The organism is Comamonas halotolerans, from assembly GCF_030162935.1.
Classification (GTDB): Bacteria; Pseudomonadota; Gammaproteobacteria; order Burkholderiales; family Burkholderiaceae_C; genus Comamonas; species Comamonas halotolerans.
The window spans coordinates 92,473-112,663 of the sequence record NZ_JASAUZ010000003.1 but is presented as its reverse complement, the minus strand read 5'-3'; the positions used below and the strand labels follow the sequence as shown (position 1 = coordinate 112,663).

The 20,191-nt window shown below is 51.3% G+C and carries 18 protein-coding genes; 4 read left to right on the top strand and 14 right to left on the bottom strand.

Annotated elements, in window-relative coordinates; translation table 11 throughout:
- Positions 1–596: 596 nt before the first annotated feature.
- Both QEP11_RS04585 and QEP11_RS04580 read right to left on the bottom strand, forming a co-directional pair.
- Positions 597–1,841, bottom strand: coding sequence for a tyrosine-type recombinase/integrase (locus tag QEP11_RS04585; protein ID WP_284335458.1), 1,245 nt, complete (start codon positions 1,839–1,841; stop codon positions 597–599).
- Between the two features lie 688 nt (positions 1,842–2,529).
- Complete coding sequence (locus QEP11_RS04580) at positions 2,530–2,922, bottom strand: hypothetical protein (protein WP_284335457.1); 393 nt, start codon at positions 2,920–2,922, stop codon at positions 2,530–2,532.
- An 833-nt stretch (positions 2,923–3,755) separates the two neighbouring features.
- On the opposite strand from QEP11_RS04580, the gene QEP11_RS04575 reads away from it, so the two are divergent.
- Both QEP11_RS04575 and QEP11_RS04570 read left to right on the top strand, forming a co-directional pair.
- Positions 3,756–3,992, top strand: coding sequence for a hypothetical protein (locus tag QEP11_RS04575; protein ID WP_284335456.1), 237 nt, complete (start codon positions 3,756–3,758; stop codon positions 3,990–3,992).
- 110 nt (positions 3,993–4,102) lie between these two features.
- Positions 4,103–4,459 (top strand): RNA recognition motif domain-containing protein, encoded by a 357-nt coding sequence (locus QEP11_RS04570; RefSeq protein ID WP_284335455.1) that lies wholly within the window; start codon positions 4,103–4,105, stop codon positions 4,457–4,459.
- Positions 4,460–4,965: 506 nt separating this feature from the next.
- Here the strand turns inward: QEP11_RS04570 and QEP11_RS04565 are convergent.
- Together QEP11_RS04565 and QEP11_RS04560 are read right to left on the bottom strand one after the other, a co-directional pair.
- Positions 4,966–5,976: a glycosaminoglycan attachment site gene (locus QEP11_RS04565; RefSeq protein ID WP_284335454.1), complete on the bottom strand. Its 1,011-nt coding sequence runs from the start codon at positions 5,974–5,976 to the stop codon at positions 4,966–4,968.
- A 314-nt stretch (positions 5,977–6,290) separates the two neighbouring features.
- Positions 6,291–6,836, bottom strand: coding sequence for a hypothetical protein (locus tag QEP11_RS04560; protein WP_284335453.1), 546 nt, complete (start codon positions 6,834–6,836; stop codon positions 6,291–6,293).
- 425 nt (positions 6,837–7,261) lie between these two features.
- Between QEP11_RS04560 and QEP11_RS04555 the strand changes: the two genes are divergently transcribed.
- Both QEP11_RS04555 and QEP11_RS04550 read left to right on the top strand, forming a co-directional pair.
- The gene (locus QEP11_RS04555; RefSeq protein ID WP_284335452.1) at positions 7,262–7,963 is read left to right on the top strand and encodes a Rha family transcriptional regulator; all 702 of its coding nucleotides are present in this window, start codon (positions 7,262–7,264) and stop codon (positions 7,961–7,963) included.
- A gap of 411 nt (positions 7,964–8,374) precedes the next feature.
- Positions 8,375–10,600 (top strand): SEL1-like repeat protein, encoded by a 2,226-nt coding sequence (locus tag QEP11_RS04550; protein WP_284335451.1) that lies wholly within the window; start codon positions 8,375–8,377, stop codon positions 10,598–10,600.
- Between the two features lie 177 nt (positions 10,601–10,777).
- On the opposite strand, the gene QEP11_RS04545 is transcribed toward QEP11_RS04550, so the two are convergent.
- The 10 genes from QEP11_RS04545 to QEP11_RS04500 form a co-directional block, all read right to left on the bottom strand.
- Positions 10,778–11,233 carry a DUF2514 family protein gene (locus QEP11_RS04545; RefSeq protein ID WP_284335450.1) on the bottom strand — a complete coding sequence of 152 codons (456 nt, stop codon included), beginning with the start codon at positions 11,231–11,233 and terminating at the stop codon, positions 10,778–10,780.
- Positions 11,230–11,700, bottom strand: a complete 471-nt coding sequence (locus QEP11_RS04540) for a lysozyme (protein ID WP_284335449.1) — start codon at positions 11,698–11,700, stop codon at positions 11,230–11,232. The genes QEP11_RS04545 and QEP11_RS04540 overlap by 4 nt, the downstream gene beginning before the upstream one ends.
- Positions 11,684–11,959 carry a holin gene (locus QEP11_RS04535; RefSeq protein WP_284335448.1) on the bottom strand — a complete coding sequence of 92 codons (276 nt, stop codon included), beginning with the start codon at positions 11,957–11,959 and terminating at the stop codon, positions 11,684–11,686. The genes QEP11_RS04540 and QEP11_RS04535 overlap by 17 nt, the downstream gene beginning before the upstream one ends.
- A gap of 340 nt (positions 11,960–12,299) precedes the next feature.
- The gene (locus QEP11_RS04530; protein WP_284335447.1) at positions 12,300–12,764 is read right to left on the bottom strand and encodes a hypothetical protein; all 465 of its coding nucleotides are present in this window, start codon (positions 12,762–12,764) and stop codon (positions 12,300–12,302) included.
- A 169-nt stretch (positions 12,765–12,933) separates the two neighbouring features.
- Complete coding sequence (locus QEP11_RS04525) at positions 12,934–14,742, bottom strand: coiled-coil domain-containing protein (protein WP_284335446.1); 1,809 nt, start codon at positions 14,740–14,742, stop codon at positions 12,934–12,936.
- A gap of 11 nt (positions 14,743–14,753) precedes the next feature.
- The gene (locus tag QEP11_RS04520) at positions 14,754–15,095 is read right to left on the bottom strand and encodes a hypothetical protein (protein WP_284335445.1); all 342 of its coding nucleotides are present in this window, start codon (positions 15,093–15,095) and stop codon (positions 14,754–14,756) included.
- Positions 15,096–15,184: 89 nt separating this feature from the next.
- Positions 15,185–17,038: a hypothetical protein gene (locus QEP11_RS04515; RefSeq protein ID WP_284335444.1), complete on the bottom strand. Its 1,854-nt coding sequence runs from the start codon at positions 17,036–17,038 to the stop codon at positions 15,185–15,187.
- Between the two features lie 2 nt (positions 17,039–17,040).
- Entirely contained in the window at positions 17,041–18,222 is a 1,182-nt protein-coding gene (locus QEP11_RS04510; RefSeq protein WP_284335443.1) for a hypothetical protein, read from the bottom strand.
- The gene (locus tag QEP11_RS04505) at positions 18,216–18,719 is read right to left on the bottom strand and encodes a hypothetical protein (protein ID WP_284335442.1); all 504 of its coding nucleotides are present in this window, start codon (positions 18,717–18,719) and stop codon (positions 18,216–18,218) included. The genes QEP11_RS04510 and QEP11_RS04505 overlap by 7 nt, the downstream gene beginning before the upstream one ends.
- An 11-nt stretch (positions 18,720–18,730) precedes the next feature.
- Positions 18,731–20,188, bottom strand: coding sequence for a hypothetical protein (locus QEP11_RS04500; protein ID WP_284335441.1), 1,458 nt, complete (start codon positions 20,186–20,188; stop codon positions 18,731–18,733).
- Positions 20,189–20,191: the final 3 nt, after the last annotated feature.

The window sequence follows — 20,191 nt, the reverse complement described above, 5'->3', positions numbered from 1 at the left end:
GACATAGCAGCATGCACAGGTGGCTTGAAGTTCGCTGATGGGGCGCTGGCCATCTTACCCGCGCACCATGCACAGCCAACATTTGTAGCGCCGCTATGCAGGGCACCAAGGAACATCCCTTGCGCCGTATTCCGGCACCCTCCACCCACGTTCACCAGAACCAGCACACATCCATAACAAGATCCAAAGCAGCTCACGGCCCTCTTCTGATGCTTCACCACAACCTCAAAGCCTGCAAAACTGCCCGCCCATAAACAGAAAGAACAGAGAAAAGAACACTCAATATTTCATATAAAGAAAAATTCTTTGTTTGTTCCCAATTTGTTCCCACTTTGTTCCCACTTTGTTCCCAAAACTTTTTGGAGCATCCTGTGCCCTATCTATAAGCCTTCGAGGTTAATTTGGCTTTCAAAAAACGCTGTGTTCCCAAGTTCCCAAGAAAAATCGTCTTCTGGCTGGATTTGCTAGCTCCTTAAGCGTGCTGCCAATCCAAGCAACGGACGCAAAAAAGCCGCCTCAGTGGGGCGGCTGGTGGCAGGGGTTGCGCAGCCTGGGAGAGAGTTTTTGGGTTCACCAAATCGGGGGAGCTCAAATTTTCAGCTGGCGCGTTGGTGCAGCTCAATCACATCGCCACCACGGCGCAACTTATCAAGGTAGTCGGCCCACTGCTGCACCAAATCAAAGCGCTTGGCCAAGTATTTCGTGCGGTTGTAACTGCGGCCATTGGCATCTTTGACAGCGTGTGCCAAGTTGGCTTCAATTGCCAGCGGGTCAAGGTCGAGCTGATCGACCAGCATGGTGCGGGCGCTGGCTCTGAAACCGTGCCAGCTTTGTTCTGTACCAAAACCCAAACCATAGAGGGCACTGCGCACAGAGTTGTCAGACAGTGGGCGATCGTGGTCGCGCTGACCGGGGAAAACATAGCGGCCCTGCCCTGTTATGGGTTGCAGATCTCGCAGCAACTCCACAGCCTGCGTGGGCATGGGCACCACATGCGGCTCTCCGTTTTCTTTCTCCTGCTTGCTGCGTTTCATTTTTTTGCTGGGAATAGTCCATAAGCCCGCATCCAGATCCAACTCTGCCCATTCCATCATGCGCAAGTTGCCGGGGCGCTGGTACAGCAGCGGGGCCAGCAGCAAAGCAGTCCGCACCAACGGTCCCCCCTTGTAGGCATGCATAGCTCGCAAAAGCTCACCAAAACGCTGCGGCTCAACAATGGCGGCAAAGTTCTTACCCCGGTACGGGGTCAAGCGGCTTTTAAGCCCCTCGGTAATGTCGCGCTGGGTGTTGCTGGCGGTGGGCAGCCAGTACCGCCACACCTGCCGGGCCAGCATCAGCGCCCGGTCAGCAGTCTCCAGCGCCCCACGCTCTTCCACTTTTTGCAGCACTGATAGCAGCTCCATAGGCTCAATGCTGGACATGGGCTGCTCACCCAACCAGGGGAACAGGTCGCGCTCCAATTGCCGCAAGGTGCGCTCGGCGTGGCCAGCGCTCCAGCCCTCGGTCTGTTTGGCGTGCCATTCCAACGCCACTGCTTTGAAGGTATGCCCTCTTTCCAGCCCGCCTTTGAGCTTTTCCAGCTTGCGCGCCGCTATGGGGTCGCTCCCCTCAGCACGCTGCACCTTGGCAGCATCACGTGCTTTACGTGCAGCAGTGAGGCCGACCGAGGGGTAACTGCCAAGTGCGAGCTGTTTCTCCTTGCCATCCACGCGATATTTGTAGAACCAGCGCTTTGAGCCGCTGGGGCTGACTTGAAGGTACAGCCCTCCAGCATCCGTGAAGCGGGCCTGTTTGCGATCAGGCGGACATGAGGCATTGCGACAATGGGCATCGGTCAGCATTGGGGGGCAGCCTCCTCAGGTGGGGGTACAAAATCCCTCTTTCAGCCCTTGGGTGGGGGTACAACGCATGGGCCGCTAGACCGTATGAATGCTGGGTTTCGCCTGAAAGTGGGGGTACAACATGCTCAAAGTATAGACTTTTGGCGAGTTGTACCCCCACTTGTACCCCCACTTTGTATTGGATACCCACGAACTTGGGCGGACGATTACGGAAGGCAAACCATTGATTTACAAAAGAAAAAGGGCGTTCACTGGAAGTCAGCGAACGCCCTTGGACGTTATGGTGGTGGAGCTGGCGGGAATTGAACCCGCGCACATCTCAATAAGAACAATAACTTAAAGAAATCTGTGTGATTTTGGTGTGAAAGCACTAGAGAGAGTCGCACAAGACAACACCACGCCACGCCACCTGATCCAATTCAAATCCGTAAAAGACAATTGAACCCTCGTCCGCAAATATGCTGATATACAGAGGATTGCAACTCAAATCAGTGCACATAGACTTGGTGACATGCTCGCAGCCACCCTACTTTGCCTCGTCGTCGGCATCAGTGAAGACAATACTTCCTCAAATCGTTGCGATCAATCTGGGCCAACTAACTCAGCAATACCGGAAGATCACAATATTTCTGATCCTTCTTTTCCCATCAAAAAAACGCCCGAAGGCGCTTTTTTGATTAGACCCTCGCTAGACGCGTTGTCCAATACTTGGAAAGAGTTTGTGACAAGGCTGAAAAATCCCCAAGGCTGAGTAAACAGCACCTTTTGCCAGTTGCACAATTTCTAAGGATTTTGCATAGCAAGCTGCGTCAAATGGCCTGTTGACACATGACCAGCCAACCATTAGATCTAGCTTCTGACAAAGCTCATCTAACTCAAGAAGCATCAAATCTTTTGTGCGCCGGTGTCCCGCGTACCTAACGGCATCAAAGCAGACAATAACTTCATCAACCTTATGCCGAGCTCGCCAATCCCTTTCCCTCGTGGCTCGGACCTGGACACTTTCCTTGATATCTGCACAAGCCTGATCTATGACGATCAAAGACTCCTCGATCATGTCGGTATCAATTTCATCGCTCATTTTAAAACCCATTAAAAACGATTCAGGTGATACAACATCCACACACCAAGACGATGCCTAACTTGCGTCAGGCAATGATTGGTATGGGTTCCTACTGCCTTGACGAGATGAATCTTACTCTTCTCTGAGATTTGTTTGGAATAGATGCACTACGTGCTATGGGGACACGCGAGCTGGTTGCTCCAGACATAAATTTGTGGCTGCATGTGGGCTTCGCTGAGCTAAGGTGCAAGTCTGAACAGTTGACATGCACATAGCGCCCGTTGGCATCGGCGCAGATAGTTCCTGCTGCACCTACCTAGACCTAGAGTGATTGGATGACGGCCCCTATCACACGCCATCTGTCAGTCTCTAGCACATAGGACCCTAACTACAGAAGCTCCGCCATGCAATGTTGGACATTGTTGCTTTATAAGGAGCCGCCCTAACCCTGGAACTTAACCCACCTGCCGTTCAAGCAATTCAAACGTGGACAGGACGGTGCGCCCCAATTTTGTGCAATTTTCAAAGTGACGGCACCTATCGATCTCCCAAAGCTTAGACTCAGATTTTGACCTATCGCCGTTAAATGCACATTTTTTAGCGATTGGTGTTATAGTGATCTCCAGATTGCTGGTATCCAACACAAACGTGGCATCCACGAAGTACATAGCGCTCAAGGCGCTTTCATATTTTTACCAGCCAATTTTGTTATCTCAATGACCTGTTGGTCGCTGGCGATAACACAAGCTGAAGTGTTCTGCTTGATTCTCTTTTTTACGCATCCCAAAACGTATAAGCGGCTTGCTTTCGAGCCAACTTTTTACGCGACTGCTTGACTCAGCGCGTTGCTCTTGAATCCATCTCTCTCTAGTTCTCAAGTCATCGGACGCTATGCTCTGACGCATACCGCCGAACTGACCCCCAGCGGCACTTATGCCGCGACTCTTTCCATACGTAGCGGCAAAGGCTCTAGTTCACACGACAGAGTGTTTCGCTTCATTCCCCTGTTTCTTACCTCTGCAGCCGCCATCTGCTATGCCATTGAGCAAGGCAAAAGCTATCTGCAACTGCCTGTGCTCCCTGCCTAATCAGCTGGTCTGCCTGCATACCCAAAAGCTCCCCCTATGCGGACGCTTTGCACCATATCGATACCTGGTCATTTACCGGGATCACTCGTAACATCAATTTGAGTCTCAATATGACAACTAAACTTTACGTTGGTAACCTCGCCTATTCCGTACGTGACAACGATCTGCAACAACAATTTTCTTCATTCGGCAATGTGATCTCCGCACAAGTCATGATGGAACGTGGATCTGATCGTTCCAAGGGTTTCGGCTTTGTCGAAATGTCCACTGCAGATGAAGCAGAAGCTGCCATTGAAGGCATGCATGAGCAAACAATGGGCGGCCGCAATCTGACCGTCAACATTGCACGCCCTCGCGAAGAAGGTGGAAGCAGCTATCGCAGCAACAGTGGCGGTGGTGGTTATCGCGGCAATGGTGGCGGCTACGGCGGTAACGGTGGCGGCTATGGCGGCGGCAACCGCTACTAAGCCCAATAAGCTTTTACCCGCAAGACCGGTCCCCAGGGGCCGGTTTTTTTATGGGCAAATTCAGTGCAATGCTTGTCTACCACTTTGGTTTTGAGACACCAACAAACTATGTCAAAGCCACGGTGCACAGCGCTACACAACTTGTGAGATAGAAATGCCTATTGCGCGTGCATGAGAGAAATTGTTCAGGTGTCAGCTATCGGCCAGTAGCAGAAGCTTGGCTTGTGAACATGAACTTCAGCAATCGCTGAAAAGCCGAACTAAGAGTAGTCAGTTTTAGGCTGAGGCCGTGTCCAAATGCAGCTTGTACGAGGGCTAAAAATTAAAATTCTGGTCGATTCAGTGCCCTTTAGCCGAATCGACGAATTTGTGATGCGAGCCCGACCATGCTGATGTAGACCGCTACGCATTAACGCGCTCGGGGGGGCATCATTCAGTTCTGCGTAAACACCCATTCCGTGAATATCAAATTAGGAATGTCAAGAGCCGCCGATTCTGCGCCTTGGTCACTGATCGACAAACGACTGGAGCATTCGCAACAGCAGGAAATCGTCGGGCGCGTTCGTTACCAGCTCACCTGATGGAGCTGGACGGATCTGAGCGACCCGAGGATGCTGAAACACATCACTTGGTAACGGATGGGTAGCGAACGGATTGTGCAGAACCACCAATCCGTCCAGAAGGTGCTCCGAATAGTCTCGCTTCAGTCTCGTCAAGACTCGCGGCATCAGGCTTCCCTCCTGTGGATGTAAGGTCGTGAAGACGATCTTGGCATCGGAGTTGTCGGCTACGCCACGAACTTTCCCCCACGTGGCCACGGAGCTATAGATGATTGCCGATACGTCAGCAAAACTATCATCACAGAACAGCCCAAGGTCAATATTTACGTCGGCGTTCTTGGGTGCCTGCGCGACGTTGTAGCTGACCACGCTCGTCGCATCGCGTGGCGTCGCTTCTTCGTCATGGTAAAGACCATATAGCGCGGCAATCACGGGTCGCAGTGCAGCAAAGTGAGCAAGCGGGCGATCGAATGACGCAATGCCTATCACGAACGGCTTGCCGACCACATGGCCGAGAGTTTTGTAGTGTTCTCTGTACCGTTTCACCTTCGAAGAGAAGCTGTTGCAAATGCGTAGGGTCGATTCCAGATTGAACTGGTTTAGGTCTTCTGGTAAGTCATGAATTGACCAGCCATAGGCCGGCCTCCCGCCTGCGGCTGGAGCTGCGATCGTTGCCTCGAGACTAAACGAGACATTACCTTGGACGACGAAGTCAGGCGCGTGATGAGAGAAATCAAGTTGATGGCCCAGCTCGACTAAGCAGGCATTCAAATAGAGTTCCCACAGGCAGGGCTCGAACGACAACTGAAATTCTTGGACAAACTTCCCGTCACGGTCGGAGAACCCCTCCGCCCAACGCGTAAGTACAGCGCGTTCCGGAGCATAGTCTCCTTCCACCAGCATCTTGAATATGGGATGCCAGCGCTCTCGCGGAACAATGGGGTTGAATAATTCCATTAAAAAATCTGATTAGTCGCGGGATGCCTAGATGGTATTCACCAAGTCATACGCACTCGCCTGGCTCAACGAACTGGCCACAAAATACTTTAGAGTCACCTTGAATACCTGACGGCGGATCCGGAAGATCTGCAGAACGAATGGCTCCAAGGTGATCGAAACCGGTCATCGAGTACTGGAGCTTGAACGACAGTAACGGGTCGTTTTGCGACTGTCACAGTTCGGCCAGGAGCGGTCGTCGGCAACACAAAGAAGCTGTCACTTAACGCTGAATATGAGAGACGCGCCGTTGATTGAATAGTTGTGGAATCCGTTTAGTCAAACCGCACAAACTGATAGTCACTTGCCTTGATGCCCGTGCCAGAAAATCCAGCGTCTTGACGCATTGCAAGAATGACGGCGGCGTATGCGTTCTTCTGCTCAATTTCCTCGACAGAACCTTTACTTGTTACAAGTTGGACCTGTAGTTCGACAAAGTGGTTGAGCGCACGGAGTACATCGTCGGAGGCCCATAACCATGCTGCAGCGTACTCAGCGTGGAAACGCTCTTTTACTTCTGTTGTACAACCGTGCCCCGCAATGAATACCCTGAGTGCGGAGGACATTTCCTCGTAAATGCGCCGACGCCTCTCGGTGACTTGGCCTTCGGAGAAAAGCTCAGCTTTGACGCGTTCGAGTTCAGCAGAATGGAACGATTTGGCTTTTTCGACTATGTCAGTGAGTTGAGCCAAATCCTCCTTGGAGGCTGCATTCTTGCCTTTCTCTGCGATGTAGGAAGGTAAATATCCACGCAGTATTGAACCTGCGACAACAAGGCCTACGAGGCTAACCAATGAAAGAATGAGGGCAATCAGATCCATGTAAAAGCGGCGTAGTGATGAGGCACCCCACTTTAATGCAGCCCCTGACCACAACCTATCAGGGCAGCGAGCGCCACCGACTGCTTGGTGCAATCATGCAACTGTCGGCTCTGGCTCGAGTCCCGGCCCCTTGTCTCCCCCGCCACACACGCTATACTGGCGCTGTCTCGAAAGAGATGGAGCGTAAGAACTCCTTAGGACAAGCGGAAGAACCGCACCCGATAGCTTGGCGGTTTTTTTGCGCCCGGACTTTGCACGCCTGCACCTTTGCAGGTGCTGATTTTTGGCCGGGAGGGCGACGGATACAACACCCGCAAGGGAAAGAAGTCCGCCTAGCTTGTCCTAGGTTCTTAACCTCCCGGCCGCCTCATGCCTCGCGTAAGAACGGGTCATGAGGCAATCAAAGTCTCGACAAGGAGCGCCACATGTCTAAAACCGCATCGGTTATCACTCCCGCCATCACCATTGTTGACGGCAAACCCACCACCCTCAGCACAGATCTGGCACGCCACTTTAGCAAGCGCCATGACGATGTGCTCCGAACCATCCGTAATCTGCTGCCCCAACTAAGCGAGGAACACCTCCGCAATTTTGCGGAGGCGTCTGTCGAAGTGGAAAGTGGGAATGGGGCCAAGGCTAGTTACCCCGCCTACCGCCTCACCCGCGACGGCTTCACGCTGCTGGCAATGGGCTTCACCGGCAAGAAGGCGCTGGCGTTCAAGCTGGCCTACATCGACGCCTTCAACCGCATGGAGGCCGAGTTGCAAAAGCTCGCCTACGACCCCGACCAGATCGCCCTCGCCCACCGCACTGCAGTTGCGGCCACCGCAGAGGTCTACCAGTCCGTGTTTGATGCTGTGCTCCAAGGCAACGACTGGCGGCACAACCGCTACATGCTTGGCTTTGATGCCAATCCTGAAACTACGGCTGTAGCCTGTGTAAAACCCATCGAAAGCAACGCCTATGTGCTGCCCATGGAGCGCTTTCACAGCGCCATCGAGGACAGCATCTGCATTGACGCACAGACCCTCACCCAGCTTGCATCCACCTGCACCGCCCGCCTGGGCCGCATGGCTGCTCGCAATGCGGTGGCTGCCCCGCAGCAAGGTAGCTTGCAGCTTCGCTAGAAGGAAAAAAAGCCCGCTAACCATGGCCAGCGGGCTTAATTTTGTCTGGCGCGTTCGCCTATCTCAATCACTATAAGACACCGGTGTAGGCCTGCCTGGCCGACACATGAAGCAAGAGCGGTGCCCCCCCCCGCTACACAACAAGACTAGATGAAGTGCCGATAGCACGGGCATGAGAGGAAATGACTTCCAAACATCGCTGCACGCCACCCTTAATGACCAATGACTGGTACATAAAACTGAATAACAGAATCCGTGGTTCGTAATACCATTATTCTGGACTCCTGAAGTTAAAGCGAACTCAAACCAACGCAGAAGCATTAGCACTATTAGTGCATTTAGTAAATAAGAAAATTCCGCATATAGAGTGTCGATGCAACAAATACTAATGACAAAACGTGCAGTAACGACATGTTTCGCAACTCATTTTTAAAGGAGAATACGCGTCTTAATGTAAGTCAAGGAAAGAAATTGATAATCCGCCAGCACGCTATTGGAGTTAGTTTTTTTTTGATATCGCTCTTCGCAGTCGCTCAGCCTATCGAGCTTATCGACGCTGCTAAGCGAGGCGAGTCTGAAGCTCAGTACAAGTTGGGCGTGGCCCTTAATAAAGGCCAGGACGTAACGCAGAATAAAGCTGAAGCTGCGCATTGGTTTCGACTCGCCGCTGATCAAGGCAACGCACAAGCTCAAAATGATCTAGGCCTAATGCTTAATGATGGCCGAGGTGTCGCGCAAAATTTGCCTGAAGCAGTGCAATGGTTCCAACGCGCTGCTGAACAAGGCAATATCTTGGCGCAAACTAACTTGGGGTTTATGCTGGAGCATGGGCGTGGAATAGAAAAGAACCCAGCAGCAGCAGCGCAATGGTATAGGCGTGCCGCAGAGCTTGGCGAGGTGCGTGCTCAAGTTAACTATGGTTCTTTGTTGGAACGAGGAATAGGTGTAGAAAAGGATCAAGTTGCAGCTGTGGAATGGTACCGCCGTGCAGCAGAGCAAGGTGATGCGAGTGCCCAAAGCAACATGGGGTTTATGCACCATATGGGCTACGGTGTAGAGAAAGACCTGACGGAGGCTGCACGCTGGTACAGATTAGCTGCAGAACAAGGTCATGTACGTGGGCAGCACAACCTAAGTTCGATTCTTCTGCGTTCAAATTCTTCGCAAGATCAAGCTGAAGCAGAAAAATGGTTGCGGCTCGCAGCCACTCGAGGTTATGTACTTTCCCAATCTACCCTAGGAGTCAATCTACTCCACCGTTCGACTGTATCTACGGACCAGGAAGAAGCTGTGAAATGGCTGCGGAATGCAGCTACGCAAGGGAATACTGAGGCCCAGCGTCACTTGGGATATGCATTAAATAAAGGCCTCGGGGTGCCCCAGAATTCGGAAGAGGCAGCGCTTTGGTTTAGACGTGCTGCGGAAAAAGGAGATACATATTCACAAAATGTCTTGGGAATTTTTCTAGCAGTTGGTAGAGGCCAGGTTAAGAACCAAACGGAAGCGGCTCAATGGTTCCAACGCGCTGCAGCCAAAAACTTTTTGCCAGCCCAATTCAACTACGGACTGATGCTGGAAAAAGGCTGGGGAGTAACGCAAAACTACTCAGCAGCTGCTCAGTGGTACCAGCGTGCTGCCAATAAGGGAAATGCGCGTGCGCAGAACAATTTAGCAACTTTACTAGAGCGAGGACTAGGAGTAGAGAAGAACCAGCCCCAGGCGGCTCAATGGTATCAACGTGCAGCTGAACAAGGCAATGCGCTTGCTCAAACTAATTTGGGAGTCATGCTAGCCAATGGCCGAGGAATAGCCCTCAATCAAGCTGAAGCCGCGAAATGGTTCCAGCTTGCAGCCGCACAAGGTAATGCTCGAGCCCAAAATAGCTTGGGTGCAATGCTTGAGAGTGGATTAGGTGTACCCCAGAACCTTGCAGAAGCAGTAAATTTGTTCCGCCTCGCGGCAGAACAAGGAAACTCATTTGCCCAAACGAACTTGGGAACAATGCTGCAAAAAGGCTTGGGCGTCACAGAAAATCTTTCGGAAGCGGCACATTGGTACCGTAGAGCAGCTGAACAAGGGAATGCTCTTGCACAAACGAATTTAGGTTCAATGCTTCAAAAAGGCCTTGGAGTAACGCAGGACCAAATTGAAGCTGCACAGTGGCTTCAACGTGCAGCAAGTCAAAGCGGCAAAAACTCACTTCTTGAGACAGGCTTAACCGCAGCAGTTGATATTGCGCGAAGCAATATTAAGGCTGTGGACCAAGGTCTAGACATCGCAGAAGATGTTTCTAAGGGAAATATTAGTAGTGCCGTACGTAAAGGCGTAGTTATGGCTGTCGACCTGACTTTAGGTCATGGCGCATTGTTGGATTTAGGCATAGATTTAGCGCAAAATTTAATCGCTGGAGATATCAAGGGTGCATTTGGAAAGACATTGGATATCGCTAACGAGGTCACTCAAGGTGGTGGTGCCGTGCTTAGTCATGGTATAGGCATAACCAAAGAATTAGCGCAAGGAAATGTTGGCGCCGCCATGGGTAAGAGTCTAGATGCTGCGACGGACATGACTGTTGGTAAAGACTCGGTACTAGGTAAAGGATTAGGCATGATGCGGGGTTTATTCAACGAAAAGTAAAATCCATTAGTTAACTGGGAGGAGCGATGGATGGCACGACCGTTGGCCAAAATAGAGACTAATTTGTAAGTCTCCGGTTATTGTAGAAACGGTTCAATTCGAAGCATAAGGACCTTCGGCTTCGGGACAGAAGTACATACTAAAAACAATTAGTAGGCCTTCATGCCATCTATGTTGCTATCGCCATTCCCGAGGCCAAGCCCGCCTACAGATTCGCGCATCAAGGGCATGTCCATCAGCTCTTTCTGCCAACTCTGTATATCGCTGGCTGCAGCTTCCGAGTAAGTTGTTGGCGGTTGCGGCGTAGTCTCGGACGGCGGTGCTGGAAGCTGCGGAAATTCGCACATCGGCTTCACGGAGCTGGTCGCGCAACCGACCAGCATTACGTTGTGCAGCAGAAGCAGCACCAGCCAGGCGCGCTTGTTCTTGAATGGCATCGTTCAAAGCCTCTTGGTAATTGGTGTTGATGGTCTGACCAACCAGGAATGCAGCAAGGTCGCGAGAGGCCAATTCTTGGATATGTGCTGCTTTCTGCTCAGCTAGATCTTGGCCGAAACGCCATCCGTTGGCAGTCCATCCCGCACCAAACATCAAGGCTCCGCCTACGACCAGCACCAGGGTACGCGTGCTCATGCCAGCCCCCCTTCACACATTTGGCGCTCTGCCGCACGACGCTGCACAAGGCCGGGCAGTTGCTTGCCGCCGGCATAGGTCCAGCGGCTGAGTTCTGCACATGCGCCCTGCAAATCACCCGCATTGGCTTTGCGCACCAGGGTGGAATTGCAGAACGCGCCCTCCCCCACGTTGAAAGCAAAACTCAGAAAGGCGGCGCGCTGCCCGTCAGTGAGTGGCTGTGTGATGCAGCCTAGTGCGTTGGCGTGCAGGGCAAGGTCTTTGTAGAGCAGCTCTTCACATTCCTGGCGGGTAAAGGTCTGCCCCATGCGCAACTCTGGCCCGGTGTGCCCGGTGCACGCTGTGATGATGCCGATGGGATCACGGTAGGTGCGCAGCACCGTTCCTTCGTGCCTGGTCACAAACGGCACCACGGCTATAGCAGCAGCCGCACCGATCGCGGCGATGAGCCTAGCTTTCCCAGACATTGCATCCACTTTCTATCGCACGCATGCGCGCCTGATGCTCTTGCTCACTGCGTGCGTCATCACGCAAGCGAAGCTCATGCTCTTTACGCCGAAAGTAATAGTTCACCCCCAGACCCATGAGCGCAATAACAAACCCTGCCCAGCCGAAAAATGCACTGGATGTCAGCCAACCGAACCCCGCGGTTGCCGATCCAGCCAAGGTGGTCTTGCTGCCAACTGCCGCAACGTTCGCGGCTTCAATTGCTGTTTCAACTTTCATGGTAAAGATTCCGGGCGTAAAAAAACCGCCCGAAGGCGGCGGTTTGTGGGAGCTTGACGGCCTTCTTGCAGACAGTTTCTTTGCTCGTTTGAAAAAAGCGAAACCCTAGCCGGGGTCTCTCAATAAACCTATTGAAAGCTTTGTTACGCTATTGTTTTCTAGATTAATGCGTCCGTTACTCTATCAACGTTAAATAGTTGAATCCAAAGACGAAAGCTACAACAGCCCATTACCATGCGCTGTTATTTGCGTAGGCTAACAATGAAAAATTGCTGCGAAAGAACTTTCCCTGACTTCCCTTATCGCTCTAAAGAACGTTCAGCGTGCCGAATGAGGTCTATCACCGAATCCAATTACCACGTTTGGCATGGATATGAGTCCAGCCCTCATCCAGCCTTCCGTTATAAAACTGGCAAGAGGCAGGCGTTTCCATTGTGCTTTTAATCGGTACACCCATTGGGTTTACGAAAATGAAAGGTATGGAGATCACGATGGTCAAAACACGGCCTTCTTTGGAGGAGTCTAAATAGCTAGCTTCAGGCTCCAAGGGGACGTTTTTTTTATACCAAGCGAAGCACCTCTTGGCTTCCTTCTCAAGCGCAGTGGGTGGAGAGTTTGCCGGTGACTTAGCCACGCTCACGTCTGTTGAAGAAAATTGCGCTTCCTCTTGCAGTATTTCTTGGGAACCCTGCGCACGAGAAACAATTTGGCACCATGTTTTGTCATTCTCAGAGCAATCCATGACAGCCAATGCGCTGGGGCTGACACCAGCAATTGCAGCAATACAGATCAGAGTCTTCAACATGCCATCCCTTTAATTTTCGATTGTTAATTTGCATGAAAAACAAAGAGTTAATAAAGCTTAATGGTAGCAGCGCAGAGCTTTCCACTCACAACTCCTAGTCGTCAGTAACTGATAACAAGAAAATTACGTATAGCCTTCGCTTTCTTCATGATCCATATCATCGTCGGCGCTACCCCTCGCTGGAAATACTCTCTGTCACACTGCCCGAAATCGCGGCGCTGGTGCTCACAACGTTGTACGCTGATGCTGCTATCTGTGCATACACCTGCGCTCCTACCTTCGCCATATCCTGGCGGGCGTTGTTGGTTGCCAGCATCGCTTCGTTATTCATACGCGCAGTCTGAATGGTCACGTTTGTGGCAGCTTCGTATTGACGGATGCTGGCTTCCCACATTGAAGCGTTAAGCCTTGCCTTTTCAGTGATTGCAGCTGCACCCATACGGTATGCGTCACTTTGGGCCTGGGTTTGAATGCGAAGTGCATCAATGCGAGAAGTCTCTGCACTGATGCGCGCTTTGTATCCATCCCACTCTGCCGACTTGGCCGTGGCCATGGCCTGAAGCCGCGCAACCTGGATCCTTGCGCGCTCTCCCTGAGCTCCCACCTTGGCAGCATACGCTTGAGCTTGGGACTTATAAGCCTCGGCTTTGGTCGCCTGTGCAGAGATACCTGCTTTGTACGCTTCGATCTTTGCAGTCTCAGCACTTAGCTGCGCAACAAATCCACGGATCTGCTCACCACCGGCCTGCAGCTTGGCCTTCTCAATTTCAACCAGTGACTGCGCCCCTTGCACCTGGGCCTTGTACAGCTCTACGTGCGCCAGCGATGCTTCAATCTCGGCTTTGTACTGCTGCACCAATGCACTGTTCACCTGCGCCTTGGTCTGCTCACCTTCCAGCTGTGCTTTGTAGAGTTCGATCTTGGCCAGCTCGCCCTTCATCAAGGTGTCGTATGTTTGCGCGTAGGCGCTGTAGCCCTGCAGCAATGCCTTGTAATGCTCCACGCCAGCGTTATGCACTTGCACGGCGCTTTCTGCGGCACTCTTGGCCATGTCAAACACCATCTGCACATCACGCTGTGCATAGTCCATGAGCTGGGTTTCCAATTGGATGCCGTGCGTGATCGCCTGGTGCATATTCGACTGCACCAGTTCTGCTTGCTTGATTGCAATGTCACGGCTCAACGCGGAAAGCGTGGAGGTGTAATCGCGTCTTGCTTGCTCAAGCTGTGAAGACAGCACTCCTGCTGGCAGTGCGAACCCAAGACTCTCTGCGGCCCGCTTGGCATCTGTTTCAGCCCCTAACAGCGCACTGGCTTCCCGGTCCCGTGCTCGATCCCAGATGCCTTGCTCAACTGTAGTTGGCAGTCCCGTACCACCTTTGACACGCTCATCAATTACCGCCTTTAGATTCTCAAGCAACTGCGATACATAGTTGGCCGGACGTTTGAAGTCCAGCTTCTCGGGTAACGCAAGTTGAAGCTCTGGCAGCTCTGTGAGCTTTTCAAGGTATTCGCTATGCAAGCTGATGCCACCAAAAAGGGGCGTGGTCAATGTCAACGTCTCAGGTGCCTCTGGCAACACAATCTCAGGCACTTCTGGCAGCACCACCGCACCAATCTCGGGCAACTTCGGTACCGCACCTATAGTGATGTTCGGTGCATCACCGTAATTGAGTGCGGGAACTTGCACATCAAAGTCGTCAATTTCTCCTATCTCGCCCAGATCGGAATCAAGCGGCAACGGTACATTGCCTGGATCTTTAAATTGGATGATTGGTACATCTGGTACAGCGGGCAATGCTTCAATAGCTGGCGCCGGGATGGCTGCCCATTCCACGCTGATAGTTGGGGGCTCATAGAGTGTCGCCCCCATGGCAGCGGTGAAGCTTGCCAATTGAGTCATGGCCTTATCCGCCATTGCTACCGACCGCTGGTAGGCATCCTGAACAATCTCTGCAGGTCCATTAAGTTCAGCCATGTCTTTCTCCCTTAAATGTGACGCTGCGAAAGCACCACTTCAGCAGCAATGGAATCAATCTCGAACGCTTGACCTTGGGGATTGCTGATACCCACGGCCAGATAGCTCTCACAAATACCGCGCCCTGGCGTTGCTCGGCTCATGCCCCCTACGCGAATGTGCATTGGGTAATCCCATTGATTGGACTGGCCATGCACATGGACCTGCATCTCACCCTCAGCTTGGGCAGCGACATAAACAGCAGCCAGTCGTTTCTTCTGCAGGTTTTGCTGCAGCAGGGGCGGCGTGATTGCATGAGCAACTATGAGTTGTCCATCGTCAGTAGCACCTCCCACAGCAAAAAGACCTTGCATTCCTCCATAATGACCCTGAGTAACCGAATCAAAATCAAAATCTCCGTACTCTGAGACTGCTCCTGAAGCAGTATTGAGAACAATCGCTTTCATAATGACCCCATTGCAGGAATTTGGTAATTAATACTTGGAACAGCAAGAACGTCCTCCATACGCCTACATCCTTTCCCATCCACTACAAAAGCCTGATGCCGTTTGTTAACGGCTGGATTGAAGTCATAAACTTCATTTTTCCCTCCGTCAAACTCAAAAATTGAAAAAATTATCCCCCCCGACCTTGGATCAATAGCTGCGTCAGCATAAACCTTTGGAGGTACATCTACATACTTCCGAGCAATCACATTAAATCTATGAACCTCTACACCTCGTAGATACATGACTACAAAGTCATCCTCCAAAATAATATCTTCTAGATCTGTTGTTGTTACACCATTTGAAGTTGATTCATATCTAACATGTTTAGTTGCTGTTTCACGTAGCACCAAGAAACTATTAACAGGCTCTATAAATAAAATACTTGTAGAACTCACTATATCTATACTACTCAAACTACCATTTTGCTCTCTATTTATAACCAATTCATTCTGAATATAGTCAGTTAGCAAATGGTTTGATACAAGTATTGAGTTTTCACGCTCTGGAAAGCTAGTCTTATACCCATTAATAGTAACGGACCCTGGTATTAGTATTTTTACATAATTTTTTTTTGAGTCTTCAACACGTTCCCAGACATGATCTCGTGGCAGAGGAGTTGGTTTAGTATCCCAACTTTTCACCCAAGACTCCTGTCTCAACGTGGATCTTCCGGTAACAATCTCAACTGAAAACCTCTTACCTTGAATGTCATATCCAGCGTAGAGAGTCCCCTCTGACCAGTAACTTTGTTCATTAAAGATAGTATGGTCAAGTATGTACTCGTCAGTTTGCTCGCTAAGATCCTCTTTATTTGAAGTAGTAGGATAGGATTTATAAACCTCATTATCAGATAATAGATTAATCGATTTTTCATCTATTTCATATTCAGCCAAATGTCCTATTCCATCATTGGAATACATAATAGTAAAACGTTTACCATCACGACTAACTGTTGTTGAGTAATAATCTAGAGAGCAGGAGATTGGACAGGTAACAAAAGCCACTTCATCTTTTGTAGTTAGCGCTGTACCCTCACTTCGGAGCTTAGCCAACAAGAAGATTCTCCAAACCTTGCCAGCATAACTAGGAGCAACACGAATTTGCATTACAAATTCTTCACCACGCTGATTTTTATATAAAAAAACGACAGATCCAAACTCTAAATATGTTGAAGGCAAAGGAATATGCCCGTAAGTTTTCTTTCCCACATAACTAGCTGCAGCGAAGACATCCCACAGTGATTCGTAACCAGCATAATTGCTTGCATGAAAATACTCGCTATTTCTTTGCCTATACGAATCAACTCCTCTACACCTTAAACCTTGCTCATTTGTCCAAGTGGCTTTAAACCCTTTATATGGATATTCTCTTTTATGGTAACGCCAAACACCTGTCCCCTTCGTAGTACCCTTTTCCACAACCTCATAAACGTTAAAAACTTTTGAGAAATCAATTGGAGCGTCTGGTTCAGAAATAATTGGATTACCCTTGTAGTCGACAAATCTATAGCCGATACCGCCTAAGTATTTTTCTGGAGCTGGCGGTTGTTCCAATGTTTGAATTTTCATGATAGCTACTGCGCCAATCTTGCGAATCGAATAGCGTGAGCCATCTGGCAAGCAGCCCTGAATAGCCGTGTTGTTGAAACAACTCAAGCGATGATTGGCGCAAAACAGCGTATATGCGTTTTGGGCCATAGCTTGTTGCTTGGCAGTCAAAGCTGGCCCCTTCACTACGGTCTTGCATGGAACTTGTCCCACCACAGGGGTTCCATTTAATGTCTGACCATATGGATTCCACTGTCCCATGGCTACTCCTGCTCAATAGCTACATACTGGCCAATGCCCGATGGTGTCTCGCGCCACACGGCACTGACTCGCTGAGCGTTGGTCTTGTAGCGATCCTTGGTCAGCGAATACACCTGCGCTTCTCTGAAACCTGCGACGATCTCTCCAGCAACAATGCAGACCATGGCAGGCCCACTGCCTGTGCCATCGCCCAACTTGATGCTCTGTCCTGGCGCGCTCACCCCCGAACCAGGAACAACCAAGCCTTTTATGCGCGGCATGTAAACCAGCTTGTCAAACTCGGTACCAGCCAGAAAAACCAGCTCCTGTGTGGTGCCCACATAGATGCCATCGTCAACGGGCTGCACCAGGGTGATAGGCGCGGCAAACTGCTTGAAGTCCCGCCGTTTATCACACAGATGCCGCGCATGCGGCTGTGAAGCCCACAGTACATTTCCCCGCGCCACCAGCAAGCGTCCTCGCCAAAACGCGGGATAGATACCGATGGGCATTGGCATGAGACCCAACGTGCGTACAGGAGACTGCAATGCCAGGGATGATCCAACAAACTGCAGGCCATCGCCCACTGTGGAGCCTGCAAAGAAAAGCTCTTCACCACCGCAGCTGCTCAAGTAGACATTGATTTGGTGCCCTTCCAGCATGGGCAAGCCCATGAACAAAACACCGCCTTGCTGCAGCTGCAATGCATGCTCACCCATCACAGCAGGGCCTTCCAGACCATCCGATAGACGGGAATAGCTCAAGGCATAAAGATACTGCCCGGGTGTCAAAGAGCCAGGCATATCGATGGTGCTGGCTGCGCACTCTGGAACGGGAATGGCCCAGGGCTTGCTCACATGTCCATCTGTGGCACCTGCAATCAAGCCATTGCTGTATGCCGTTGATCCATCTGGCAAGTCACAGTAATGCACCTTTGGTGTGCTGCCCAGGCCTGGCTCTATGACCTTCCTTGTTCCGTCTTCATGGATAGCTTGCAGGTCATGGTTGACTACCGCCAGCAAGCACACTTGTCTTTGCCACAAATGCTTGTGGCAGCAACTGGAGATGCGTGTGTACCCATCGCGGCGAACCAGCTCTCCTGTGTTGCCTATGTCCACATTGGTAGCCAGCACCAAATCATGCTTGCCCATTCGCGCCTTGGGCAGCACATTGTTGATGCCTGTGAAACGGTCAAATGTCAGCATGTGTGCTCCCTGATGACAGCAGGCTTGCCATGACGGATTGATGAGGTTTGCCCCACCACATGAAGCACCATGGATTGCACATTGGGCGTGCCGTGTAGCGTGGAGCTGTGGCCCATGGACTGGCCTTCCCAGAACGAATGCGCAAGGGGCGCTCCATGCTTGGTCACAAGATGGCCCTTTACAAAAAGCCCCATCCCATTGATCGGAACACCATGGCGCCCCAATGGCCCTTGACTGCTCACTTTTAGCGCATGAACCAAACCTGGAGCGCCGTGCTGGGAGGATGGAGTAATGGACGGGGCAGACAGCACCACCGCAAGATTTGGCGTGCCATGGCGTGCACCACCATGCCCCTGAGGGGAAAGCTCTACGTGAATAATCTCTGTGAGCTTAGGCTTGCCATGACCTCCGCCGCTTTGGTGCCCTATATGCAAGAGCTCTTGAGCTACTGTTGCCTGTGGTGCCCCATTGATAGGAACAGAGTTAATGAGGTACATCGTGAGTTCCCTCAGGTCTCTTCCGTCGCACTGAGACCTGGATATGTATACCCACCTAATAACCGATCATTGGTCAGCCCCTGCCCACCGCCACTGAGATCGTGGCGAGTGACAAACATGCCACGTGCAGTGAAGCGGCCCAAGCACGAATATGCTGCACTGGTCCATTCAAACCGAATGCGATCGCGGATACCATGCTCTTTGATGCTGGCTGGCAATTCAATCTGCACTCGGTGGTAAGCCCCCTGCGCAGCAATCGTCACACCCGTAACCGCAGTGAACTCCGTACCATCCGCATGCCAGCTCTTGATGGTGAGTTGGGCATCTGCTCCGACCCCATTTTTAGTCAGGCACAAAAAGGTCAGCTCATTGACGAAGGCAATCACGCCATAAGGAATGACAACATCGCATTCATTGGAATGAATACCGATGCCGGTCATTTCCCGGTCGTTGTCCCAGACCCCAAAACGTCCACCCAGTGGTGGAGGGATCACTTGGAAGCCTTGTGGAACAGTGTATGTAAAGTCATAACCGCCCACCGTATCATTTTCGTAATCATCCGGGCGACGTGGCCAGCTCTTTGATGGCCCACTATCAAAGACATCCCAGCGGATCTCATAAGGAATGACCATGCGGTAATAAACACCGGCCGGTGCACCCTGAATGGCCACCACATCCAAGTCGGTAATGATCTGTCCAGGATTTAGCGTTGGCGGTACACCGATGTTGACCGGGTTGCTGGCAAGGTATCCCTCCATGGATACTTTGCCTTGCTGTTTGGAGTCGCCGTAAAAGCCTTCGTAATCTTCTGTATGCCATCCACGTTGCATGACAGGCAACGCGGAAACCACTAGCGACTCATCTGTCCAGACAGTGGTGTTGATTGCCACTGAATTCTGCCCTGCTGCGCAAGCCTTGCTGCCAATAGCAACTGATCCAGGCTCCATGGTTCTGCTGCGCAGCCCCACCACAACGCTGTTATAGCCCCCAATATCGGTCACAGCAAATGAACCTACCGCTACGGACTCTTCAGACGCAGACATGGTCCACTCTCCAACCGCAGCAGACATTTCCGTAATCCGACGACCATGGGGAACAAGCAGCTTACGGACCCCCCACCCTTCATAAATCGTCCTCAGCATCTCCGCTGTAATACGCCCTTCCAGGCATGTGCCAATGGGCCAATCTCGCGAAATAGTGCCCTCTGAGCCGCGATTGACACTCAACATAAAGTACGGGATTCCGCTCAGATCCCCCTTTTCTAAAGAGGAGACCCACACAATTTCCATAACTGTTTTATCGCTTGCGTCGACAAGAGTCATAGGAAACGAAACCTGCTGCCAATGGCGGCTTCCTTCAATGTCTGGATTCGTAAACAACATTTCAGGTATGTTTTTTACGTAAAAACTCCAATCCCGACCAGTAGCGGCTCGCGCCAAGGCCAACTCCAAATTATTGTGGAACTGCATGAC